Here is a 23,579-nt window from a genome sequence, read left to right as displayed (position 1 = left end):
CGCGGCGGTGCTCGCGGTGCAGTGGCTCGGGTACGGCTGTCCGTCGTGCGGGGACGGGTCCCGCCGGGGCGGGCGGCTCAGGCGGGATGTCAGGCCGGGGAGAACAGGTGGTCGCTGATGAGCCTGGCCGCGCCGGTCACGCCCGCGACCGGCCCCAGCTCACCGAGGACGATGGGAAGGTTGCCCGTGGCGAGCGGCAGTGACTTCCGGTAGACCTGGGTGCGGACGCTGGCCAGCAGGTTGTGACCGAGCCCGGTCACCCCGCCGCCGATCACGACCAGACCCGGATTGAAGAAACTGACGAGCCCCGCGATGACCTGGCCGACCCGGTTGCCTCCCTCGCGGATGAGGTCGAGCGCGGTGGGGTCGCCTGCCGCCGCCGCGGCGGCGACGTCGATGGCGGAGAGCCTTCCTGCCGTGTCCAGGCGGGACGCGAGCTCGGTGGAGAGGCCGGATCGTGCCGCGTCCTCGGCGTCACGGGCCAGGGCCGCACCGCTGAAGTGGGCTTCGAGGCAACCCCGGTTGCCGCAGGCGCAGGCGCGTCCGTCGGGTTCCACCTGGATGTGGCCGATGTCGCCGGCGCTGCCGGTCGTCCCCCGGTAGACCTCGCCGCCCACGACGATGCCGCAGCCGATCCCCGTGCCGATCTTGACGCAGAGGAAGTCACCCACGGAGCGTGCGACGCCGGCGTGCTGCTCCCCCAGCGCCATGAGGTTCACGTCGTTGTCGACCATGACGGGGCAGCCCAGTTCCTGGCTCAGCGCCTCGCGGACCGGGAAGCCGTCCCAGCCGGGCATGATCGGCGGTGCGACCGGCACCCCCTCGGGGAAACGGACGGGCCCCGGTACGCCGATGCCGGCGCCGTCGAACCCTTCGGCCAGCCCTGAGGCCCGGAGCTTGGCCGCCATCGCCAGCACGAGTTCGAAGACGGCGACCGGCCCCTCCCGCACGTCCATCGGCTGGTTGAGATGCCCCAGCACCTCCAACTCGGCGTTGGTGACTGCCACGTCGACGGAGGTGGCTCCGATGTCGACCCCGAGGAAGCGGAGCCCGGGTGCGAGCCGGATGTTGTGGGAACGGCGTCCGCCGCGGGACGCCGCGAGGCCGTCCGCCACCACGAGTCCGGTCTCCAGCAGGCGGTCGACCTCGACCGCGAGCTTGGAACGCGAGAGGTCGATCTGATCACCCAACTGGGCACGCGAGTTGGGTCCACCGTCACGCAACAGCCGCAGCAGTCGCGCCTGGTGCGTGTTCGCGGGTCGTGCCGTCATGCGCCTCACGCGTCCCTCCCCCGCCACGTCGGTCGGTCCGTCTGGCTTTCGAGGGGAACGTAGCAGCGGTTCACCGGAGTGGGAAGAAGTTGAGCATGAATCCGCTCCAACTTTCTCCACACTCAGGACAAAGGTGCGGCCTCACCATGCCCCAGGGCCCTTGACGAGGCGCCCGGCCGCCCACCCGGCGCGGCCCGCTCTCACCCGTAGGTGCGCAGTTCGGGCCACATCGTGCCCCACGGCCGCCGGGGCTCCGTGCAGACGTAGACATGACCTCCCCATTCGACGTTGTGCACGCCCGCGGGGTTGGAGAGGGTGGCCGCCACCCGCACGTGACGGAAGTACCTGCGCAGATGGCCGGCGTACCCGGGGGCCTGGTCGGGACCGGGGGCGATGGCCACCACGGTCGTGGCGTGCGGGTTGCCGGGCCCCCACCACCAGCCGGAGTTGTGGGCGCTCACGGCGGTGGGCAGCCCGCTGTCACGGCCGAGCTCGTTGACGGCGCCGGCCTCTCCGTAGTCCGCCGCGAAGATCACCGCGTCGGCCCGTCGGCGCGCCGGGATCTCCGTCCACACCTGCTTGACGGTGCCGACGAGCTGGGGCCAGCCGATGGAGTTCCCCGAGTTCGCGTTGATGCCGTAGGTCCAGGCCGCGGCGGAGGCGGGCAGCACCGGCAGCACCACCAGGGCGAGCAGCGCGCTCGACACGGCGGTCGCGGTCATCAGCCCGCGCATCCGGTCCGGGCGGGCGTGCAGCCATCCGTCCAGCCCCACGGCCCCGGCGGCCAGCAGGCACACGTAGAGCCCGCCCAGGTAGTACACCTGGGCGCCGGTCGTCACGGCGAACAGGACGAACAGGACGGCGTACGTGGTGACCAGGCACCGCCACAGCGGCCGGCCCGACTGCCACAGGAAACGCAGGCCGGCCGCCCACAGCAGCACCATCGCCACGCAGGACATGCCGAGTTGCCCCACGATCCACGTGACGATGTTCTCCGGGCCGCCGTTCTCCCCGTTGAGGGCCCGCGTCATCTCGAACATGGCCCAGCCGTGCCGGGCCTGCCACCACAGGTCGGGCAGCACGAGCAGCACGGCGACGAGGCAACCCGCGAGCAAACGGCGGTCGGCCACGGTCCGGCGGGCCGGGCCGACCAGCACGGCGGCCACCAGGACGATCCCGAAGATGGCCGCGAGGTGGTTGAACTCCGAGCCGACGCCGACGAGCGCACCCGCGGCGAGCCACCATCTCGTGTCCCCGGTACGGCCGATGCGCACGACCACGAGCGCGATGGACGCCCACGCAAGCACTTCGTAGGACGTGGTGTTGGCGATGTGCCCGCCACCCAGTAGTACGGGCATGGTGCCGGTGGCGATCGCGGCGAGGAACTGGGTCCGCCGGGCTCCGCCGAACTCCCGCGCGGTCAGGCCGCCCACGACGACCGTGCCGGCCGCGGCGAGGGCGGGCCACAGCCGCAGCCCCGACTCCGAGACCCCGAACAGTGACAGGGAGACCCTGGCCAGCAGCGGCGCCAGCAGCGGCTGGTCGACATAGCTCGCCTGGAGGTGCCGGGCGGAGTCGAGGAAGTACAGCTCGTCGATGTGGAAGCCGTAGCGCGGGGACAGCGCCATCAGCAGGGCGAGAACCGCTCCCGCCACGCCGAACACCCTTCGGTCCAGCGGTGCGATCCGTCCGCCGGCCTCCCCGGCCTCGCCCGCGGTCCCCTGTTCCTGATCGTCAGTCATTGCGCCCACCCCCCGGTCCCGGCCCGCGGTCGCGCCACCGGCGACCGGAGCGGCCCGGCGCGCGCGGCTACCGGGCCGCACGCACCCTACGCCTGCACCCTGTGGACGCCGGGAGGGGGGAGGGGGACTCCCCCGGACGGAACTCCCCTGAACGGAGCCCTTCTGACCGCCCGGGTCCCGCCCGCCGTCAGTCCCGCTCGCGCCGGTGGTACGTCCGGCGCGTGTGTTCGGTGTGTTCCCGCATCACGGCCGTGGCCCGCTCCTGGTCCCCGGCGGCGATGGCCGCGATCAGCTCGCGGTGCTCGATCCAGGACCGGCTGCCGCGCTGACGGGCGACCGGCGTGTAGTACCAGCGCACACGGCGCCCCACCTGTGCGGCGAGTTCGGAAAGGACCACGTTTCCCGCCAGCTCCATCACCTTGGCGTGGAAGGCGGCATTGGTGGCCACGGCGAGGTCCACCTGGTCGGCCGCGACGGCCCGCTCCCCCTGGGCGCACAGCTCCTCCAGGGCCTCGATGCCGGCCGGCCCGGAGTTGGCCGCGGCAAGCCGGGCGGCCTCCGCCTCCAGCAGCGTACGGACCGAGAGGAGCTGGTCGGCCTCCTCCTCGGTGGGCTCGTGGACGAAGGCGCCCTGGGCGGGCCTCAGGTCGACCCAGCCCTCGGTGTTCAGCCGCTGGAGCGCCTCGCGCACCGGCTGCCGTGACACACCCAGATGCCCGGCCAGTTCGCTCTCGACGAGATGCTGGCCGGGACTGAGCGCGCGGGTGGTGATGAGTTCCAGCAGAGCCTCGTAGACACGCTCACGCAGCGGACCCGGCCGCTCCAGCCTCGGCACCGACCCCTGCGGCAGTCCTGCGGACAACATCGCGTTCCCCCTCCGGGCGCCAAAGCAATTGCTTATCGTCTACAGTCTACCGAGCACAATGCCGGGCCGGTGAGGTCAGGGGCAGCGGATCACCTGACCCGCGTAGGAGAGGTTCCCGCCGAAGCCGAAGAGCAGAGCCGGCGCACCGCTCTCCACCTCCCCGCGCTCCACCAGTTTGGACAGTGCCATCGGGATCGACGCGGCCGAGGTGTTGCCGGAATCGACGACGTCCCGGGCGACGACCGCGTTGACGGCCCCGATCCTGCGGGCGACGGGTTCGATGATCCTGAGGTTGGCCTGGTGCAGCACCACGGCGGCGAGCTCCTCGGGCGTGACACCGGCCCGCTCGCAGACCTTCCGGGCGATGGGCGGCAACTGCGTCGTGGCCCAGCGGTACACGGCCTGCCCCTCCTGCGCGAACCTCGGGGGCGTGCCCTCGATCCGGACCGCGTTGCCCATCTCGGGTACCGAGCCCCACAGGACCGGGCCGATCCCGGGCCTGTCGCCGCCGTCCGGGTCGGCGCTCACGACGGCGGCGCCCGCCCCGTCGCCCATCAGCACGCAGCTGGTGCGGTCCGTCCAGTCGACGATGTCGCCCATCTTGTCGGCGCCGATGACGAGGGCCCGCCCCGCGGCGCCGGCCCGGATGGCGTGGTCGGCGGTGGCCAGGGCGTGGGTGAATCCGGAGCAGACCACGTTGATGTCCATGACCGCCGGTGCGCGCATCCCCAGGCGCGCGGCGACGCGGGCGGACATGCTCGGCGAGCGGTCGATGGCCGTGGAGGTCGCGACGAGGACCAGGTCGATGTCGGCGGGCTGCAGTCCGGCCGACGCCAGCGCCTTTGCCGCGGCGTGCGCCGCGAGTTCGTCCACAGGCTCGTCGGGGCCTCCCACGTGGCGGGTCTTGATCCCGACCCGACTGGTGATCCACTCGTCACTGGTGTCGACCATGGCCGCCAGATCGTCGTTGGTGAGGACCTTGGCAGGCTGGTAGTGGCCGAGCGCCACCACACGTGAGCCGGTCATGTACGGGTTCCCCTCGCTACGTTTGGCAGGAACTATCCAGTCTTGGTTGCTACCGACCGGTACAGGGGCACGTAACCCCACAGGAATACGAGCCCGGGGTTGGAGCGTCTCGAACAGCCCCCGGGAACTCGCGCCGACACTCCGGCGATGCGGGGGATTCACGAACGGACGCGCGTGGCCCGTAGCCCACCGGGCCACGCGGGGGCACCCCACCCTCGCCGCACGGGGTCCCGGCGGATCATGGCAACCTCTGTGCCAAGGGCCGTACCGGCTTCCACCACGTACAGAATCGGGAATGAACGGCTATGGGACGGGTCACCGAGCGCCGCCGCACCCTCCGCGTACGGGACGGGGCGGTCACCACCCGCCCCGACACCCTCGTCGCCGAGGAGCCCCTGGAGGTCCGGCTGAACGGCAGACCGCTCGCCATCACGATGCGCACGCCGGGTGACGACTTCGCCCTCGCCGCGGGCTTCCTGGTGAGCGAGGGCGTGATCGGCGAGGGGTCCGAGGTGCAGTCCATCGTCTACTGCGCCGGTGCGACGGAGGACGGCGTCAACACGTACAACGTGGTGGACCTGAAGCTCGCGCCGGGCGTCGACGTCCCCGATGTCACGCTGGAGCGCAACGTCTACACCACCTCGTCCTGCGGGCTCTGCGGCAAGGCCAGCCTGGACGCCGTCCGCACCACGACCAGGCACCCCGTGGCCGACATCCCCCCGGTCCGGATCACACCGGCGCTGCTCTCGGACCTCCCCGGGCGGCTGCGCGAGGCCCAGCGGGTGTTCGACCGGACCGGGGGCCTGCACGCGGCCGCCCTGTTCTCGCCGGAGGGCGAGCTGCTCGACATCCGGGAGGACGTGGGGCGCCACAACGCGGTCGACAAGCTCGTCGGCCGCGCCCTGACCGACGGCCGGCTCCCACTGTCGGAAACGATCCTGCTGGTGTCCGGGCGCGCCTCGTTCGAGCTGGTGCAGAAGGCCGTGATGGCGGGGATCCCGGTCCTCGCGGCGGTCTCGGCCCCGTCCTCGCTGGCCGTGGACCTGGCGGCCGAGAGCGGGCTGACCCTCGTGGGCTTCCTGCGGGGTTCGTCCATGAACGTGTACGCGGGTGACCACCGCATCGTCCTGGACCGGGCGGCGGGCCGGGACTGAACCGTTCGCGCCCACCGCTCCCGCGGGAGGGCGTGTTCCCCCGCCGCGGGCCGGGCTCTCAGCCCGCCGTCACCGGCTGCTGCGCGGTCGTCGCGGTCTCCGGGAGCGGGTCGCGGGAACGGCGCTTGGCGATCACCGCGCAGACCATCAGCTGCATCTGGTGGAAGAGCATCAGGGGAAGGACGGCGAGGCTGGCGTGCGCGCCGAACAGGACGCTGGCCATGGGCAGCCCGGCCGCCAGGCTCTTCTTCGACCCGGCGAACTGGATGGCGATCCGGTCCTCCCGCCCGAACCCGAGCCGCTTCGCCCCGTACCAGCTGATGCCGAGCATGAGCGCCAGGAGCACCGCCTCGGCGCCGAGGAGCGCGCCGAGCCTGAGGGGGGTGACCTGGTGCCAGATCCCCGCCACCATGCCTTCGCTGAACGCCGTGTAGACGACGAGCAGGATCGAGCCCCGGTCGACGTAGCCGAGCACCTTGCGGTGCCGCCCGATGAAGCCGCCGACCCAGCGGCGCAGCAGTTGCCCCGCGACGAAGGGCACCAGGAGCTGGAGGACGATCTTCACCAGGGAGTCCGCCGAGAAGCCTCCCCCGCTGCTACCGAGCAGCAGTCCGGCGAGCAGCGGTGTCAGCAGGATCCCGGCGAGGCTCGAGAAGGAGCCGGCGCAGATCGCGGCGGGCACGTTGCCCCGGGCCATGGAGGTGAAGGCGATCGAGGACTGGATCGTCGACGGGACAAGGCACAGGAAGAGGAAGCCGTCCTGGAGCTGTGGACTCAGCACCTGGGGCACCAGCCCGTGGCTGGCCAGGCCCAGCAGCGGGAAGATCACGAAGGTGCAGACCAGGACGGTGAGGTGGAGGCGCCAGTGCTTGAGCCCGTCGAGGGCCTCGGCGGTCGACAGCCGCGCCCCGTACAGGAAGAAGAGCAGGGCCACCGCACCGGTGGACGCACCGCTCGCCACGTCCGCCCCGGTGCCCGAGACGGGCAGGAACACCGCGAGCACCACGGTGCCGATCAGCGCGAGGATGTACGCGTCGACCGGCAGCCAGGACGGCAGCGTGGGGATACGGCGGCTGATACTCATGTGCTCCGTGCTCTCTGGGTGATGTCGCGCCCCACCATCGTGCCCGCGAACACCTCCATCGGGAATCCCGTACACCGAACTGACTGTCATCACGCTTCGCGATAACCTCGTCCCATGTACGACCCGGTCCAGCTCCGCACCTTCCTTGCCGTCGCCCAGACCCTGAGCTTCACCCAGGCCGCGCGCCGGCTCGGCGTCCGGCAGTCGACGGTGAGCCAGCACGTGCGCAGGCTGGAGGCCGAGGCCGGCCGGCAGCTGTTCAGCCGCGACACCCACCGCGTCGACCTGACCGAGGACGGCGAGGCCATGCTGGGCTTCGCCCGGACGATCCTGGAGGCGAACGAGCGGGCCGCGGCCTTCTTCACCGGCACCCGGCTGCGCGGACGGCTGCGGTTCGGGGCCTCCGAGGACTTCGTGCTGACCCGTCTGCCGGAGATCCTGGAGTCCTTCCGGCGTGAGCACCCCGAGGTCGAGCTGGAGCTCACGGTGGAGCTGTCCGGCGCCCTGCACCAGCAGCTCGCGGCGGGGCGGCTCGATCTGGTGCTGGCGAAGCGCCGGGTGGGGGACACCCACGGCGAGCTGGTCTGGCAGGACACCCTGGTCTGGATCGGCGCCCCGCAGCTGAGGGTCGACCCGGACCGGCCCCTCCCCCTGATCGCCTTCCCGCCGCCGGGACTCACCCGGGCACGCGCGCTGGAGGTGCTGGAGGAACACGGCAGGGCGTGGCGCTTCGCGTGCACGAGCGCGAGCCTGAGCGCGCTGGTCGCGGCCGCCCGCGCGGGCCTCGGGGTGATGGCCCACACCAGGGGGCTGATTCCGCCGGGCCTCGCACCGGTACCGTCCAGGGCCGGTCTTCCGGATCTGGGTGATGTGGATTTCGTGCTGCTGCACGGGCACCGGAGGAACACCGCCCAGGAGGCCGCTGACGCCCTCGCCGCGGCGATCCTGGCGGGCGGCGACCGCCTCCACCGCGGTCCGGTCATGCCCCCGCACCCGGACCAGGGGTAATCGCGGCGTACAGATTCGGTGGAGATTTCCTCCCCCGCTGCTTACCCGGCGGTCAGAAGTGCGCCCGAGCCTTGCCCATCTGGCCCGATTTCTACGGTGTGCCTGGCCAGATGTCACGTTTTCCGGAGACTTCCTACTCTCCCGCGCACCCGTGCGGTGAGGTAGCGTCGCGGCGCCGTGCGGAGCCACAAGGAGCAGCTCGTTGCGTGAGTTCACCGTCCCACCCATGGCCGCCGCGCCTCAAGTCGGCGGCCTCGCCGATTCCGTCTTCGACTACGCGGAGGAGGACCCCCGCAGGACGGCGCTCGGCCGGAAGGACGCCGAGGGCCGCTGGCACGACGTGTCGGCCGCCGCGTTCCGCGACGAGGTGATGGCCCTGGCGAAGGGGCTGATCGCCCAGGGGATCCGGTTCGGTGACCGGGTGGCCCTGATGTCCCGCACGCGCTACGAGTGGACGCTCTTCGACTACGCCCTGTGGACGGTGGGCGCCCAGTCCGTGCCCGTCTATCCGACGTCGTCGGCCGAGCAGGTCCTGTGGATGCTGCACGACGCCCAGGTCGCCGCCGTCATGGTCGAGCACGAGGACCACGCGATGACCATCGGTTCGGTGATCGACCGGCTGCCGCACCTGCAACGGCTGTGGCAGCTGGACGCCGACGCGGTCGGGGAGCTCACCGAGGCCGGGGCGCTGATCGACGACGAGGTCGTCCACCGGCACCGCCGCGCTGTGACCCCCGAGTCGGTGGCGACCGTGATCTACACCTCCGGCACGACAGGACGTCCCAAGGGCTGTGTGATCACCCACGCGAACTTCATGTTCGAGGCCGACACCATGGTCGGCAAATGGCACCCGGTGTTCCTGTCCAAGGCGGGCGAGGAGGCCTCGACACTGCTGTTCCTCCCGCTGGCGCACGTCTTCGGCCGGATGGTGGAGATCGCCGCGCTGCGTGGAAGGGTGAAACTCGGCCATCAGCCCGAGCTGTCCGCGAAGGCCCTGATGCCCGACCTCGTCGCCTTCCGGCCCACGTTCATCCTGGCGGTGCCGTACATCTTCGAGAAGGTCTTCAACGGCGCTCGGCGCAAGGCGGAGGCGGAGGGCCGCGCCGGGGCGTTCGACAAGGCCGTGGAGATCGCCGTGAAGTACGCGGAGGCCATGGAGGAGCGGGCCTTCGGCACCGGTCCCGGCCCCTCCGCCGGGCTTCGGATGCAGCACCAGTTCTTCGACAAGGTCGTCTACCGCAAGGTCCGCGACGCGATGGGCGGCCGGGTGCGGCACGCCATGTCCGGGGGCTCCGGGATGGAACGCCGGCTCGGCCTGTTCTTCGCGGGCGCGGGCGTCACCGTCTACGAGGGCTACGGGCTGACCGAGACGACCGCCGCGGCCACCGCGAACCCGCCCGAGCGCACCCGCTACGGCACGGTGGGCCGCCCGATCCCCGGCTCGACGGTGCACATCGCCAGGGACGGCGAGGTGTGGGTGCACGGCGCGAACGTGTTCTCGGGCTACCTGGGCGATCCGAAGGCCACGGACTCCGTGCTCCACGACGGGTGGCTGGCCACCGGCGACCTGGGCGCACTGGACGAGGACGGCTACCTGACCATCACCGGTCGCAAGAAGGAGATCCTGGTGACCTCCGGCGGCAAGAGCGTCGCACCGGCGGGGCTGGAGGAGCGGGTCCGGGCCCACCCGCTCGTGGGGCAGTGCATAGTCGTCGGCAACGACAGGCCCTACATCGCGGCACTGGTCACGGTGGACCACGAGGCGGTCGAACACTGGCTCGCCATGCAGGGACGGGCACCCGTCCGCGCCGCCGACCTGGTGCGCGACCCGGACCTGGAGATGGAGGTGCGCCGGGCGGTGGTCGCCGCGAACACCGCGGTCTCCCAGGCCGAGTCCATCCGCACGTTCCGCATCCTGGCGCACCAGTTCACCGAGGAACACGGTCTGCTGACGCCGTCGCTCAAGCTGAAGCGGAAGGCGATCGAGACGGCGTACGCGGCCGAGGTGGACGCCCTCTACCGGTGAGCGGGACCACGAAGGCAACGGGCCACGGCCGGCGTCCCTGATCTCGGATCAGGACTTGGATCCGGTCCTTCCGGATCGCGCCAGCCGGGAATGCCTGAAGGCCCCCGCTCGTTGTCCCGGGGAGTAGCAACCGACAACGTTAGGATCGACCGCTCGTGAGCCAGGTCCCCACCATCACGCTCAACAACGGCCTCGAGATGCCGCAGCTCGGCTTCGGTGTCTGGCAGGTGCCGGACGACGAGGCCACCAGTGCCGTGACCACGGCCCTGGAGGCCGGGTACCGGAGCATCGACACCGCAGCGATCTACGGCAACGAGGCGGGCACCGGGAAGGCCATCGCCGCATCCGGTGTGCCCCGCGAGGAGCTCTTCGTCACCACCAAGCTGTGGAACGCGGATCAGGGCCACGACTCGACGCTGCGCGCGTTCGACACGTCGCTGGACCGGCTGGGTCTCGACTACGTCGACCTCTACCTGATCCACTGGCCGATCCCGTCCAAGGACGCCTACGTCGACACGTACAAGGCGTTCGAGCGGATCCTCGCCGACGGGCGCGCCAAGGCCATCGGCGTATCGAACTTCCACCCCGAGCACCTGGAACGGCTGCTGGGCGAGACCTCCGTGGTCCCCGCGGTCAACCAGATCGAGCTGCACCCGCAGCTCCAGCAGTCCGCCCTGCGCGCCGTGCACGCCGAGCACGGCATCGTCACCGAGGCGTGGTCGCCGCTCGGTTCCGGCCGGGGCCTCCTGGACGTCCCGACGGTGGCCGCCGTCGCGCACAAGCACGGCCGGACACCCGCGCAGGCGGTGCTCCGCTGGCACCTGCAGACCGGCCACGTCGTGATCCCCAAGTCCGTGACCCCGTCGCGGATCGCGGAGAACATCGACGTCTTCGACTTCGAGCTCGACGCCGACGACCTGGCCGCGTTCGCCGCGCTCGACGAGGGCAAGCGGCTCGGCCCGGACCCGGCCTCGTTCGACGCCGGCGCCTGATCCGGCCCGCGGAGGAGCCCCCGTCACGACGGGGGCTCCTCCGCGCTCCCTCCGGTCGGCGGCCCCGCAGGAGCGTCACCTCAGAGGGACTCCGCGAGGCGGCACCGCGGTCACGGCCGTACGCGGAACGCCATCAGCCGGAACTCGGGGTCGTCGCGTGCCCGGTCGGGGTCGGGCAGCGCGGTGAGCTCCGCCGCGAGGCGCTCTCCCGCCCGCCCGGGAAGTGACAGCCGGGACGCGTAGTCACCCCGAAGCGCCGCCCGGGCCACGCGACGCGGTGTGCGTCCCTGGCCGTGACCGGTGAACACGGTCTCACCGGCCGGCTGCATCCCGAAGCGATCGGCGTACCCGATGACGAGTTCGGCGGCATCGGCCGGCCCCGGCCGGAGAAGGGGTGCCAGTACGGCGTCGATGTCGCTGCCCACGTCGTGGCCGGCGTCCTTGTCGACGGTCGCGACGAACACCCCGCCGGGCCGCAGCACCCGGGCCGCCTCCCCCATCACCTCCTCGACCACACCGCCGCCACGGAGCAGGTGCAGCAGCCAGACCGCGCTCACCGCGTCGACCGTCCCGGCGGCCAGCGGCAGGTGCCGCACGTCGGCGAGAACCACCGCGCCCGTCCGCTCGTGCGCGAGCCTCGCCATGCCGAGGGAGGCGTCGGCACCGGCCACCCGGAGCCCCGGCCTGCCGCGCGCGATCAGCTCGGTGACCGACCCTGTCCCGCACCCGATGTCCAGCAGGGACCGCGCGGTCCGGGGCACGAGCCGCAGGACGGCCTCGGCCGCCGCCCGCGCGCGGGGCGTCCCCCCGCGGGTGGAGTCGTAGCGCGCTGCCTGTTCGTCGTAGTCCAGCACGGTGGCAACCCTACGTACTGCTCGGCAGGGGGTGTTGCCCAGGTGCGCCGTCACCCATAACGTGCGCGCATGGAGCTGGAGTTGCGTCACCTGCGCACGGTGAGGGCCATCGCCGACACCGGCAGCCTCACCAAGGCGGCCGCGGCACTCGGGCTCGCGCAGCCCGCGCTCAGCGCCCAGCTGCGGCGGATCGAGAAGGCCCTCGGCGGGCCGCTCTTCGACCGGGACCACACGGGTGCGCGGCCCACCCCGCTCGGCGAACTCGTGCTGGAGCGCGCCCGGGTGGTGCTGCCCGCGGTGAGCGGGCTTCAGGAGGAGGCCGTCCGCTTCGCCAACGCCTGGGCCACCATGGAGCGTTTCCGGCTCGGCGGCACCCACGGGCCGCTGCTCGGCGGACTCGTCGACCGGCTCGCCGGTGCGTATCCGACGGCCCCGGTGACCACGTACACCTCGTGGTCGGTCGCGGAGATCGCCTCGCTGCTGACGGACGGGAGGCTCGACTTCGCACTGATCGGCACCTGCGGGGAGAGCCCGCCACCCATGGCCGACCGGCTGGTCTGGGAGGTGATCGGCGTCGACCCGGTCTTCGTCATGCTGCCCGAGGCCCACCCCCTGGCGGGCCGGGAGGAACTGGAGCTCTCCGCCCTGGCGGACGAGTGCTGGGCCGATGTGCCCGGTGACGGATGCTTCGCCGACTGCTTCGCCTCCGCGTGCACGCGCGCCGGTTTCACACCGGTGTCGGTGTACGAGACGGACACCTCCTCCGTCGTCCACCTGGTCCAGGTGGGGCGGGCCGTCGGGCTGTGCCGCGCCACGTTCCCGCCGACACCCGGCCTGGTGACCCGCCCGCTCACCGGATCGCCGCTGAGCTGGCGCCATCTGCTCGGCAGGCATCCGCGTTCCCCGGCCGTCGGCGCCGCCGCCGGCACGGTGACCGGGCACGCCCGGTCGGCGTACGCGGAGGCGGTGCGACGCAGCGACAGTTACGCGCGCTGGCTCTCCGCGCACCCCCGCTTCGGTCCGGCCCCCTGATCTCCCGCGCCCGCGGGGCTACTTCGCCCCGTGCCCGGCGGCGACCGCCTCGACCCGCCCGGCGAGCTCCAGATCCTTGTGCGTCACGGCCCCTCCCGCGTCGTGGGTGTGCACGGCGAGTGCGACGGTGTCGAACCCCAGGGTCAGGTCCGAGTGGTGGTTGAGCTCGTCCTGGATCCGGGCGACGTGCATGGTCAGCGCGGCGGCAGCGAAGTGCGAGGGAAGCCGGTAGGTACGGGTGATCCGGTCCCCCTCCAGCTGCCAGCCGGGGAGCTCCCGGAGACCGGCCTCGACATCTTGGGCGGACAGCGGTTGGGTGGGCATGCGTGACTCCTCGGCTCATCGGTGCGGTCGTCGGTGCCCCGTGACGTTACGGTCCGCGTGCCCGGGCTGTCGCGTCCGACACGGTGGCCGGTCAGTCGGTCGGTGATCGGTGGTCGGCCGGCGGTCGCGGATCGCCCGGAGTCACGCTCATCCGCCCGTCCGCGGTCTCGTCCAGGGCGCGTCACCCCGTGCCAGCAGGAACGCCGCCGTGCAGGTACCGGCCAGGACGGCCAGTGCGAGCAGCAGCGGCAGGGCCGGGTGCCCGCCGCGCACCGCGAGCGCACCGCCCACCGCGCCTGTGAGCAGCGCCAGCACCGAGAGGCCTCTGCGCCCCACCCTTCCCCCCGGCCCCTTCACCAGCCGGCTGTCGGCGACCGCGCCCGTGAGGGTGCGGGTGAGGACGGTGGTGGTGAGATCGGGGACGGCGAGCGCCCGGACGGCGGCGTTCTGGACTCCGAGGGCGAGGCCGAGCAGGGCGATGAGCGTCAGACGGACGGTGCCGGTGTACGGCGCGTGCGACAGCAGCATCAGGAGCACGGCCACGCCGACGACCGCGGTCTCGACGAGCAGGGCGCGTCGCAACAGCCGGCCCCGGTGCTCCCGCGCCCGATGGGCGACGGCTCCGCCGGCCAGCGCCCCCACCACGAAGGAACCGAACGCCAGGAGGGAGGCGAGCAGCGGGAAGCCCTGGGAACCCGCCAGGGCGAAGCCCGTGAACACGACGTTCCCGGTCATGTTGGCGACGAAGACCCGCCCCAGGACCAGGAAACTGAACGCGTCGACCAGCCCGGTGAGCACGGTCAGCACGAGCATCAGCGGCGGCAGCGGGCCCTGCGCGCCGGCCATGTCGGGCAGGAGGGTGGCTCTGGCCTCACGCAGCACGGCGGACATGAGCGGCTGACTCCGATCCCTGGATGTGATCAGGATTCTGCCGCAGCGACGGCCCCGCACCGCCCGAACGCGCCGGGCCCAGGCCCGGTCACTCCGAGCGGGGACCGCGGACGGGCCGGGGTGGCGGTCCGCCTCCCCCGGCCTGCCCGCCACCGCCGACGCCCGGGCGCACCAGGCGTCCCCGCGGAGGTGCGGGAAGCCCCGGAGGAGCCGGCCCCTTGCGCGCCGTCAGGACGCCTGAGGGCTGTCTTGCGATCCCCGACGGGCCGTCCTCAGGCCGTGGCCGTGTACGCCTCCACCAGCTCGGCGAACTCCTCGGGTGTGGCCGTCCGGATGCCGAGTTCCTCCGCCTTGGCCCGCTTGGACCCGGCCTTCTCCCCCGCCACGAGCAGGCTGGTGCGCTTGGAGACGCTGGACGAGGACTTGCCGCCGGCACGCTCGATGAGTTCGTTCATCTGGTTGCGCGACAGCGGCTCCAGGATCCCGGTCATGGCCCCGGTGACCACGACCGTCATGCCGCTGAGCGGCAGAGCGGCCGAGGGCTCGCCTTCGGCGGGGTCCTCGTCCGGCCCGGCGGGAGGGGTCGCACCGGGTTCCGTCATGTTGACGCCGGCGGCCGTCAGCTTGCCGATCAGGGGCGCGAGTTCGGCGAGTTCGGTGACGACCGACGCGGCCTTCTCCTTGCCTATGCCGTCGACCCGCTGCAACGCCTCGGCGTCGGCCGCGACGATCAGTTCCATCGAGGCGAAGTGCCGGGCGATCCTGCGCGACATGGAACGGCCGGTGCCACGCACTCCCAGGGCGCAGAACACCCTGGACAGCGGGCGGGTCCTGGCGGTCTCGATGGCTGCGAGGAGGTTGTCCGTGGAGGTCTCCCCCATCCGGTCCAGCGAGAGGAGCTGCTCACGCTCCAGCGTGAACAGATCGGCGAAGTCCCGGACGAGACCGGCGTCGACGAGCTGGACGACCCGGGTGGCACCGAGCCCTTCGATGTCGAGCTGGTCGCGCCCCGCCGCGTACGAGACGGAGGCGACGAGACGGCAGTCACGGCCCCGGGTGCAGCGCCAGCGCTGCTCGCTCATGTCGATCTCCGAGCCGCACTGCGGGCAGGACTCGGGGAACTCGATCGGCTGCTCCTCGCCCGTCCGCAGATGGGCGACGGGCGCCTCGATGCGGGGGATGATGTCACCCGCCTTGTAGACCATCACGTGGTCGCCCAGACGCAGATCCCGGCGGGTGATGTCCGCGGGATTGTGCAGGGTGGCGTAGCCGACGGTCGATCCGTCGATCTCGACCGGCTCCAGCACGGCGCGAGGCGCGATGATGCCGGTCCTTCCGACGTTCCACTCGACGCCGAGCAGCCTGGTGACCTTCTCGACCGCCGGCAGTTTGTAGGCGATCGCCCACCGGGGCGCCCGTGTGCCCGTACCCGCGTCGCGCTGGTCCTCGGCCCGGTCCGCCTTGATCACGATGCCGTCGATCCCGAACGGCAGGGTGGCACGCCGCGCCGCGATGTCCTCGACACCTGCCAGCACCTCCTCCGCCGTACCGACGGTCCGCGGGGGCACATCGGTGCCCGCCGCCGTGTGCACGCCGAGCCCGGCGACGTAGGCCAGGGCCTCACTGTGCGGGAGCGTGGCGAGTGCGGCGGTCAGGTCGCCGGAGTCCTCGAGCGCGAGGGCCCCGTACGCGAAGAAGGTCATCTCCACGCGGTACGGGCGGTCCTTGGCCCGCAGGGTGCCCGCCGCGCCGTTGCGCGGGTTGGCGAAGGGGGCGGCTCCGTGAGCGGTGCGCACCGCGTTGGCCTGCTCGAACTGCTCGTCGGTCATGAGTATCTCGCCGCGCACCTCGAGGGTGACGGGCTCTCCTAGCCGGTCGGGCAGCCCCAGCACGGTGCCGATGGCGTGCGAGACGTCCTCGCCGGCCGTACCGTCGCCTCGGGTGATCAGCCGTTCGAGACGACCCCGGCGGTAGCGCGCGGCGACGGCCAGGCCGTCGAGCTTGGGCTCGACGCTCCATGCCGTGACCGGCCTGCCCGTACGCCGCTCGACGGACGCCGTCCAGGTGACGAACTGTTCGGCGGAGAAGACGTTGTCCAGCGAGAGCATCGGGACGGTGTGCGGCACGTCCCCGGACGCCGCGCCACCCGCGACCTTCCCGGTCGGCGACGCGTCGAGCACCTCCTCGGGGTGCTCCTCCTCGTAGGCCGCGATGCCCCGCACGAGCCGGTCGTACGCGTCGTCGTCGAGAGGGCTCTCGCCCGCGGTGTAGTACGCGGCGGCGGCACGCTTCGCCTCTTCCACTGCGGCGGCGTAGGCGGCGGTGTCGGCGAGCACGCCCGTTGGGTTCGTCGTCATGACCGCCATCCTGCCTGCCGCCACTGACAATGCCCCCGCCCGTCGGATCACCGGCCCGGAGGAAGGAGCGTCCTCCCTCGCCCGCCGTACGGGGAACGCCCGGAACCCGTCGGCATCCGGGACCCGTGTCGCATCTGCTGAACGCCTGTGACACGCCTGCGCCGAATCCCTGCGAGATACGTGGAAGGGCGCCGCCCGGCACGGTGACGGCGGCCGGTTCCGCGACCGTCTGCCGCCCGGAGCGGCTCCCGCGCTCCGGCACGCTCCGGGATCCCAGCGGGCGGCACCCAGGAAGCCAGGGCACGGGCACCCACGGCCGCGCCCGGGGCACGGCCGGCTGCTCCGAACCGGCTGTGCCCCCAGGGCCGTGACGTGCCACAACCCTTCGACTGCCCATCGGATCACCCGGTATAAAGACTGCATGACTGCCGATGTCTCGCCGCCCGTACGCCCTGCGACCCTGGAGGACGTGGCCGCGGTGGCCGGGGTATCGCGGGCCACCGTGTCCCGGGTGATCAACGGCGCGACCACGGTCGACCCCGCACTGCGACGGGTCGTGGAGGAGGCCGTGTCCACCACGGGCTACGTCCCCAACCGCGCGGCGCGGTCGCTCGTGACGCGGCGCACGGACTCGATCGCCCTGGTCGTGTCCGAGCGGGACCGGCGCAGCGTGTCGGAGCCGTCCATCGGCCGGATGTTCTCCGACCCGCACTTCGGGCGGGTGGTCGACGGGCTGATGGACGTACTGCGGCCGGCCGGAATCCAGATGGTGCTGATGCTGGCCGACGACGAGGTGTCCCGCAACCAGTTGCTTTCCTATCTGCGCCAGGGCCATGTCGACGGGGTGGTCCTGATCTCCTCCCACGCCGACGACCCGCTGCCGGACCTGCTGCACGACACCCGGCTGCCCGCCGTGCTGGCGTGGCGCCCCCGACGGCACTCCCCGCTCACCTGTGTCGAGGCGGACCAGCGGGCCGGGGCCCGGATGGCCGCCGACCATCTCGCCGGTCTGGGCAGACGGCGCATCGGATCGGTGACCGGGCCCCAGGACATGCCTGCGGGGCAGGTACGTCTGACCGGCTTCCTGGAGGCGCTCGAACGGCACGGGATCCGAGACGTGGTGACCGCCGAAGGGGGCTTCACCCAGGCCGGCGGGGCGTCGGCGATGCGTCGGCTGCTTGCCGAACGGCCCGACCTGGACGCGGTGTTCATCGCCTCCGACCTGATGGCTCTGGGCGCGCTCCCCGTGCTGCTGCGGGCCGGCAGGGAGGTCCCCGGTGATGTGGCGGTGGTGGGCTTCGACGACAGCAACGCGGCGGTGGCGTGCGATCCGCCGCTGACGACCGTCCGGCAGCCGGTGGAGGAGATGGCCTCGGAGATGGCCAGGCTCCTCCTCAAGCAGATCGGCAAGCCGGGTGGCGGACCCGCGCCATCTGTGGTGTTCCACCCCACGCTGGTGCGGCGCGAGTCCGCCTGACGAGATCTCAGCCGCGCTTTCCGGGTACGGCGTCATCGGCGGCGTCCGCCACGTCCTCCCCGTGGTCGCCGTCCGCGACGACGGGGAGGGGAGCGACCGCACCGACCGGCCGCGCGGAGTGTCCGGACGCGTCCCCGCCGGGCACCCCCGCACCGGCCGACGAGCCGGGGAACGGCTCGTCGGCCGCACCCGCCCCGGTGAAGCCGTCCTGGGTCAGCGGCACCTGCGGTCCGGAGAGTTCCCGCAGCCAGCGCGCCAGCACCCGGTGCACCGCCTCCGCCCCCACCGGGCCGGCCCGGACGGGCCCCGGCGGGGCCTCCGCGGCCAGGACGTCGAGCGGGTCGCTCAGGGTGCGGGGCCACAGCAGGAAGGGCCGTGACTGTTCCCCGCCGAGCCCGCCGTGCGAACCGATCTGCTCCTCGAAGGCGTGCACCCGGCCCGTCCCCGGTTCGTACATGGAGTTGACCATCACGTCCGCGACGTGCGGGAAACCGTCGGTGCGCCGGACGGCGTCCGCCGCCCCCTCACCGAACGGCGCGATCGGTCCCTCCCCGTCCGTCAGCTCGGCGACGGGGACCTCGGCCCCGCCCCTGCCCAGCACCACCGAGCCGTGCTTCTCACTGCGTACCAGCAGGAAGCCGATCCCCGGGTGCGAGGCGAGTGTGCCGAGCAGCGCGGGAAAGCGGCTGTCGAGCTGCTCGCGCGAGGCCCGGCCCTCGATGTCCGGGAAGGACAGCAGTCCGAGGTTCCCGGAGGCGAGCACGACGGGGTCGGAGGGCTTCGGGTGCTCGGTCTCCTTCTCGCCGGCCACCGGCCGGTGCAGAGCGATGCGCACCGCGTCGCGGGCCTCCGAGGCGCTGCGGGTGCGCTGGGCACTGCGCGGTACGGGCAGCCCGCAGCCCGCCCGTACGAGTTCCTTGAGCGTGAGGCCGTACCGTCCGGCGAAGGTCTCTCCCGGGCTCTGCCCGTGATCGGACAGCAGCACGATCCGGTAGGCGCGCGGGGTGTGGTCCGCGATCTTCAGGATGAGGCCCAGGGACCGGTCCAGGCGGGTCAGCACCTTCTCCGCGTCCCGGCTGCGGGGCCCCGAGTGGTGGGCGACCTCGTCGTAGGCGACCAGGTCGGCGTAGACGGCGGTGCGCCCGGCGAACATGTCCCCGATGACCGCGGCGACCACCACGTCGCGTTCGACGACTGTCGCGAACGCCCTGATGAAGGGGTAGAGCCCTCCGCGTTTGACCCGGGGCGACTCCTTGCGGACCCGGGCACGGACCGACTGGCCGATCTCCCGGACCACCTCCGCGGCGAAGGACAGCGCGGTGCGGACGGCGTTGGCCGGATCGGAGAAGTACGCGAAGTAGCCGGCGCGCGAGCGGCGTCCCTTGCCCAGCCGGGCGGCCATCGACAGGACCAGGGCGAGCTGGTCCGCGCCCCCGCTGAAGAGGTTGCCACGACTGGCGCCGTCCACGGTGAGCAGGCCGCCGTCATGGGTTCGGGCGATCGCCCTGCGCTGCAGTTCGAGGGCGCTCGCGGGTCTGCTGGAGACCATGACGGTGCCGCTCTCCTTCTCGTACCAGCGGAAGGCGGGCACGTCGAAGTTGCTCCCGTGCAGGAGGGCGAGCTGGCTGGCGCCGGTCTGGCTGGACCAGTCCGTGGTCCACGGGGTGAGCCGGTGGCCCGCCTCGTCGGCGAGCAGACCGGCCACCGTCGGCATGAGTCCGCCGGCGGCGGCCTTGCGCAGTACGTCGTGGCCCACGCCGTCGAGCTGCACGAACACCATGCCAGGTGGGCCGTCGCGCCCGCCGTCCGGGCTGTGGGGCGTGCCGCTGCGTCTGCGGCGCCGGTCGGCGAGGCGCGAGAGTCTGCGCCGGTAGGCGTCGTCGTCCCGCACGGCGAGGGCGGTGGACACCGCCGAGGCGACCGCCGACATGACGGCGGCCACCACCACGGCGGTCTCGGGGTTCGCGTCGCCCCGTCCGTCCGGGATCAGGCGCAGGGCGACGAGCAGCAGTGAGCCGTTGAGGAAGAAGACCAGAGCGCCCAGGACCAGGGCCGGCACGATGAGCAGGGCTCTGACGAGCACCGGCCACACCAGGGCGGACAGCAGGCCGAAGGCGCCCGCGCCCCAGGCCGCGGTGAACGCGGTCCTGGTGACGGTGTCACCGTCGTCGGCCTGGAGCCGGAAGTCGGGCAGGATCCCCGCGAGCGCCAGGAGGGTGAGGGAGGAGACGGCCCACACGGAGACCACGCGCAGCAGGGTCCCCCCAGCTCTGCGCCACCGCCGGTCACTCACGCCGTTCCACCTCACGTCCGGGCCCTCTGTCCGCCGTGGGCCCGCTCCAAGCCTTTCACAGGCCCTCCGTGACCCTTCGGGGCCCCGGGTCCCGCGGGCGGGTCAGCAGCCGTCGTACCCGGCGGTCGGCATGGAGAGCCTGCGGTGGACACCGGCCTTGGCGCGTGGGGTGTAGTCGGGTTCCTCCAGACCGGCGAACTCGAGACGTACGCCGCGCCGCTCGCACTCCGCGGCGAACTCCGGGACGGAGGCGAGCGCACGGGCCAGGACCCGGTCGTTGGGTGCGACGAACACGTCGACCTGCTCTCCGCCGGCTCCCGGCCACAGGGCCCGGTGGTCGGGGCGCAGGCCGTGGACGCGGAGCTGCCGGGTGATGACATAGCCACGGTCCTCGGCCCAGCGGGCGCACATGGCGTGCTGGCTCCGGGTGTCGACGAGGAACGGGTCACCGTCGAGCTCTTCCAGCGGTGTGAGGCTGGCGATGGCCGCCACCCTCACGTCCGCTCCGACATCGCTCATGGACGGATCCCCCCGTATGCGAATACTCCCCCGACCCTACCCCGGCCGTAGCGCTCCGTAGCCGCCTGTCACCCCGGGGGCACCGGCGCACGGGGGCGCGTCGGCGTGGTGGGGGCGCGGAGCGCCTACCCTCGTACGCGTACGGGGATGTCGGGGGCGTGGAGGAGGAGGGGCGACGGTGGAGGTCACCTGGTGGGGTCACGCCACCTGCACCATCGAGGACAGCGGGGTGCGGGTGCTGACCGATCCGCTGTTCGCGCGGCGGTTCGCGCATCTGCGCCGGCGCCGGGGCGAGGTACCGCCACCCGGGGCGGCGGTCGCCGACGCGGTGCTGATCTCCCATCTGCACTCCGACCACCTGCATCTCCCCTCCCTGGCCCGTCTGGCGCCCGGCAGCCTGCTGATCGCGCCCCGGGGCGCGGTCCGCGCGGTCCCCGGTCTCCGGGCGCTGCGGCGGATGCGCGGGCTGCGGATCGAGGAGGTCGCGGCAGGGGACGTGGTGAAGGTCGGTGAGGTCGCGGTCCGCGCGGTTCCGGCCCTGCACGACGGACGCCGCCTGCCGGTGGGCCCGCACCGGGTGCCCGCGCTCGGGTACGTCGTCGAGGGCGAGGCACGCACGTACTTCGCCGGGGACACCGGGCTGTTCGACGACATGGCCGAGGCGGTGGGGCCGGTGGACGTCGCCCTGCTCCCGGTCGGCGGCTGGGGGCCGAATCTGGGCCGTCACCACCTGGACGCGGCCCGGGCGGCGCGGGCGCTGACCGTCCTGGGCCCGCGGTCGGCCGTGCCGGTGCACTACGGCACGTACTGGCCGATCGGGCTCGACGGGGTCCGGCCGCACGAGTTCCACTCCCCGGGGGACGAGTTCGTGCGCCAGGCGGCACGGGTGGCGCCGGACGTCGCGGTGCACCGGCTGGGCCACGGTGAGTGTGTGAGACCGGAGGCCCGCAGGTGATGGCGGAAGTGCTGCGGCAACTGCCGACGGAGTCGACGCAGCAGGCCGTCGGCTATCCGACGCTGTTCCTGCTGGTGGCGGTGGGAGCGCTGGTTCCCGTGGTGCCGACGGGCGCGCTGGTGAGCACCGCGGCCGTGGTGGCGTTCCATCAGGGCTCACCGTTCGCCCTGCTGGTGGTGTTCGCGGTGGCCTCCGGCGCGGCGTTCCTGGGTGACCTGTGCCTGTACTGGCTGGGCAAGCGCGGGGTCGGGTCGCGGAACGGATCGAAGTGGCTGGAGGCGATCACCCGCAGGGCCGCGCCGGAGCGCCTCGCGCAGGCGCAGAGGAAGCTGGACGAGCACGACACCATGGTGCTCGTGCTGTCCAGGCTGGTTCCCGCCGGGCGCATACCGGTGATGCTGGCGTGCCTGCTGGGCGGGATGCCGCTGCGGCAGTTCGCACGCGGCGACGTGCCGGCCTGCCTGGCCTGGGCGGCGACCTACCAGCTGATCGGCATCCTGGGGGGTTCGCTGTTCGCCGAGCCCTGGGAGGGCGTACTCGCCGCGGTCGTGCTGACGGTGCTGATCAGCGGGACTCCGGCGTTGTTGCGGCGGTTGCGGTCGCGTCTGACGGGCCGGGACCGGCCGGCGCCGCCCGCGGCCTGACGGCCGGGGCCGGTGATCCGGACCGGGCATCAGGCGGCCAGGACCCGGGAGCCGCCGACGGGCAGGTCCCAGAGGTCACCGCGTGGGTGGCCTGCCCGCTGCCAGGCGGTACGGAGCCGGGTCAGCGGTTCGAGCACGGGCTCGGCGGAGAGCAGGAACGTCGCCCAGTGCATCGGGGCCATGGCCCGCGCACCGAGGTCCTCGTATGCCTGCACCGCCTCCTCGGGGTCGGTGTGCACGTCGGAGAGCCACCAGCGCGGCTCGTAGGCGCCGATGGGGAGCATGGCCAGGTCCAGGCCGGGGTAGCGGCGGCCGATCTCCTCGAACCAGTGCCCGTACCCGGTGTCCCCGGCGAAGTAGATCCGCCGTCCCTGGGAGTCGCCGAGCACCCAGCCGCCCCACAGGGAGCGGCAGGTGTCCAGGAGGGTGCGCTTGGACCAGTGGTGCGAGGGGACGAAGTCGAAGCGCACATCGCCCAGCTCCACCGATTCCCACCAGTCGAGCTCGGTGACGCGGGTGAAACGGCGCCGCCGGCACCACCGGCCCAGGCCGGCGGGGACGAGGAGCGGCGTGTCGCGGGGCAGTCTGCGCAGGGTGGGCGCGTCGAGGTGGTCGTAGTGGTTGTGGCTGATGAGGACCGCGTCGATGTGCGGCAGATCCTCCCAGCGCACCCCGACGGGGGTGATCCTCGCGGGGGTGCCGAGGATGCGCCGCGACCACACCGGGTCGGTGAGGACGGTGAGTCCGCCGATGCGGACGACCCAGCTCGCGTGCCCGGCCCAGGTGACGGCCAGGGTGCCGGTGCCGGCCGCGGGCAGGGGCTGGGGGGCGTACGGCAGCCTGTGGATGCCCCGTAGACCTTCGGCGTTGGGGCGGAGAGCACGCTCCCGCGCCAGGCGCGTCATGCCCCTGACACCTGGGAGGGGTGCGGTGAGCCGGTCGGCGAAAGAACGGGGCCAGCTCCGGATCTCACCGGGCCGGCGCGGCGTCGAGGCGGGGCGGCCCGGAGGCACGTGGCCGGCCCCGGCGAACGGACGCTCGGTCTGTTCCGTCATCGAGAGGCTC

General features: G+C 72.7%; 20 protein-coding genes. 8 read left to right on the top strand and 12 right to left on the bottom strand.

Features of this window, described 5'->3' with window-relative positions; translation table 11 throughout:
• Positions 1-89 precede the first annotated feature (89 nt).
• The 4 genes from ACFXOA_RS25160 to ACFXOA_RS25145 form a co-directional block, all read right to left on the bottom strand.
• Positions 90-1,271 carry an ROK family protein gene (locus tag ACFXOA_RS25160; protein ID WP_385032806.1) on the bottom strand — a complete coding sequence of 394 codons (1,182 nt, stop codon included), beginning with the start codon at positions 1,269-1,271 and terminating at the stop codon, positions 90-92.
• Positions 1,272-1,471: 200 nt separating this feature from the next.
• The gene (locus tag ACFXOA_RS25155; RefSeq protein WP_385032803.1) at positions 1,472-3,013 is read right to left on the bottom strand and encodes an ArnT family glycosyltransferase; all 1,542 of its coding nucleotides are present in this window, start codon (positions 3,011-3,013) and stop codon (positions 1,472-1,474) included.
• Positions 3,014-3,200: 187 nt separating this feature from the next.
• A complete protein-coding gene (locus ACFXOA_RS25150; protein ID WP_385032800.1) occupies positions 3,201-3,878 on the bottom strand; it encodes a GntR family transcriptional regulator in 678 nt (225 codons plus the stop codon).
• A gap of 75 nt (positions 3,879-3,953) precedes the next feature.
• Positions 3,954-4,904, bottom strand: coding sequence for a beta-ketoacyl-ACP synthase III (locus tag ACFXOA_RS25145; protein WP_385032798.1), 951 nt, complete (start codon positions 4,902-4,904; stop codon positions 3,954-3,956).
• A gap of 305 nt (positions 4,905-5,209) precedes the next feature.
• Here ACFXOA_RS25145 and fdhD point away from each other — a divergent pair, with 305 nt between their 5' ends.
• Complete coding sequence (gene fdhD / locus ACFXOA_RS25140) at positions 5,210-6,058, top strand: formate dehydrogenase accessory sulfurtransferase FdhD (protein WP_385032795.1); 849 nt, start codon at positions 5,210-5,212, stop codon at positions 6,056-6,058.
• A gap of 58 nt (positions 6,059-6,116) precedes the next feature.
• On the opposite strand, the gene ACFXOA_RS25135 is transcribed toward fdhD, so the two are convergent.
• Positions 6,117-7,142, bottom strand: coding sequence for a bile acid:sodium symporter family protein (locus tag ACFXOA_RS25135; protein ID WP_385032792.1), 1,026 nt, complete (start codon positions 7,140-7,142; stop codon positions 6,117-6,119).
• 114 nt (positions 7,143-7,256) lie between these two features.
• Here ACFXOA_RS25135 and ACFXOA_RS25130 point away from each other — a divergent pair, with 114 nt between their 5' ends.
• The 3 genes from ACFXOA_RS25130 (at position 7,257) to ACFXOA_RS25120 (ending at position 11,168) form a co-directional block, all read left to right on the top strand.
• Complete coding sequence (locus tag ACFXOA_RS25130; RefSeq protein WP_385032789.1) at positions 7,257-8,150, top strand: LysR substrate-binding domain-containing protein; 894 nt, start codon at positions 7,257-7,259, stop codon at positions 8,148-8,150.
• Positions 8,151-8,376: 226 nt separating this feature from the next.
• Positions 8,377-10,176: an AMP-dependent synthetase/ligase gene (locus ACFXOA_RS25125; protein ID WP_385032826.1), complete on the top strand. Its 1,800-nt coding sequence runs from the start codon at positions 8,377-8,379 to the stop codon at positions 10,174-10,176.
• 155 nt (positions 10,177-10,331) lie between these two features.
• Complete coding sequence (locus ACFXOA_RS25120) at positions 10,332-11,168, top strand: aldo/keto reductase (protein WP_385032786.1); 837 nt, start codon at positions 10,332-10,334, stop codon at positions 11,166-11,168.
• Positions 11,169-11,278: 110 nt separating this feature from the next.
• On the opposite strand, the gene ACFXOA_RS25115 is transcribed toward ACFXOA_RS25120, so the two are convergent.
• Positions 11,279-12,022, bottom strand: coding sequence for a methyltransferase domain-containing protein (locus ACFXOA_RS25115; RefSeq protein WP_385032783.1), 744 nt, complete (start codon positions 12,020-12,022; stop codon positions 11,279-11,281).
• Between the two features lie 69 nt (positions 12,023-12,091).
• Between ACFXOA_RS25115 and ACFXOA_RS25110 the strand changes: the two genes are divergently transcribed.
• Entirely contained in the window at positions 12,092-13,054 is a 963-nt protein-coding gene (locus ACFXOA_RS25110) for a LysR family transcriptional regulator (RefSeq protein ID WP_385032780.1), read from the top strand.
• Between the two features lie 18 nt (positions 13,055-13,072).
• On the opposite strand, the gene ACFXOA_RS25105 is transcribed toward ACFXOA_RS25110, so the two are convergent.
• The 3 genes from ACFXOA_RS25105 to ligA form a co-directional block, all read right to left on the bottom strand.
• A complete protein-coding gene (locus ACFXOA_RS25105) occupies positions 13,073-13,378 on the bottom strand; it encodes a 4a-hydroxytetrahydrobiopterin dehydratase (protein WP_385032777.1) in 306 nt (101 codons plus the stop codon).
• A gap of 147 nt (positions 13,379-13,525) precedes the next feature.
• On the bottom strand, positions 13,526-14,269 hold the full coding sequence (locus ACFXOA_RS25100) for a DUF1275 family protein (RefSeq protein ID WP_385032774.1): 744 nt from the start codon (positions 14,267-14,269) through the stop codon (positions 13,526-13,528).
• Positions 14,270-14,541: 272 nt separating this feature from the next.
• The gene (gene ligA, locus ACFXOA_RS25095; RefSeq protein ID WP_385032771.1) at positions 14,542-16,626 is read right to left on the bottom strand and encodes an NAD-dependent DNA ligase LigA; all 2,085 of its coding nucleotides are present in this window, start codon (positions 16,624-16,626) and stop codon (positions 14,542-14,544) included.
• Positions 16,627-17,047: 421 nt separating this feature from the next.
• On the opposite strand from ligA, the gene ACFXOA_RS25090 reads away from it, so the two are divergent.
• On the top strand, positions 17,048-18,103 hold the full coding sequence (locus ACFXOA_RS25090; protein ID WP_385032768.1) for a LacI family DNA-binding transcriptional regulator: 1,056 nt from the start codon (positions 17,048-17,050) through the stop codon (positions 18,101-18,103).
• A 7-nt stretch (positions 18,104-18,110) separates the two neighbouring features.
• Here ACFXOA_RS25090 and ACFXOA_RS25085 read toward each other — a convergent pair whose 3' ends face one another.
• Entirely contained in the window at positions 18,111-20,396 is a 2,286-nt protein-coding gene (locus ACFXOA_RS25085) for a phage holin family protein (protein WP_385032765.1), read from the bottom strand.
• A 102-nt stretch (positions 20,397-20,498) separates the two neighbouring features.
• Positions 20,499-20,915 (bottom strand): hypothetical protein, encoded by a 417-nt coding sequence (locus tag ACFXOA_RS25080; protein ID WP_385032762.1) that lies wholly within the window; start codon positions 20,913-20,915, stop codon positions 20,499-20,501.
• Positions 20,916-21,093: 178 nt separating this feature from the next.
• On the opposite strand from ACFXOA_RS25080, the gene ACFXOA_RS25075 reads away from it, so the two are divergent.
• Together ACFXOA_RS25075 and ACFXOA_RS25070 are read left to right on the top strand one after the other, a co-directional pair.
• Positions 21,094-21,870, top strand: coding sequence for an MBL fold metallo-hydrolase (locus tag ACFXOA_RS25075; protein WP_385032759.1), 777 nt, complete (start codon positions 21,094-21,096; stop codon positions 21,868-21,870).
• Positions 21,870-22,514, top strand: a complete 645-nt coding sequence (locus ACFXOA_RS25070) for a DedA family protein (protein WP_385032756.1) — start codon at positions 21,870-21,872, stop codon at positions 22,512-22,514. The genes ACFXOA_RS25075 and ACFXOA_RS25070 overlap by 1 nt, the downstream gene beginning before the upstream one ends.
• A gap of 29 nt (positions 22,515-22,543) precedes the next feature.
• On the opposite strand, the gene ACFXOA_RS25065 is transcribed toward ACFXOA_RS25070, so the two are convergent.
• Positions 22,544-23,569 (bottom strand): MBL fold metallo-hydrolase, encoded by a 1,026-nt coding sequence (locus ACFXOA_RS25065; RefSeq protein WP_385032753.1) that lies wholly within the window; start codon positions 23,567-23,569, stop codon positions 22,544-22,546.
• Positions 23,570-23,579: the final 10 nt, after the last annotated feature.

It is taken from the genome of Streptomyces sp. NPDC059166, assembly GCF_042755185.1.
Classification (GTDB): Bacteria; Actinomycetota; Actinomycetes; order Streptomycetales; family Streptomycetaceae; genus Streptomyces.
The sequence above is the reverse complement of the archived record's forward strand: the minus strand, read 5'-3'. Positions and strand labels throughout refer to the sequence as shown.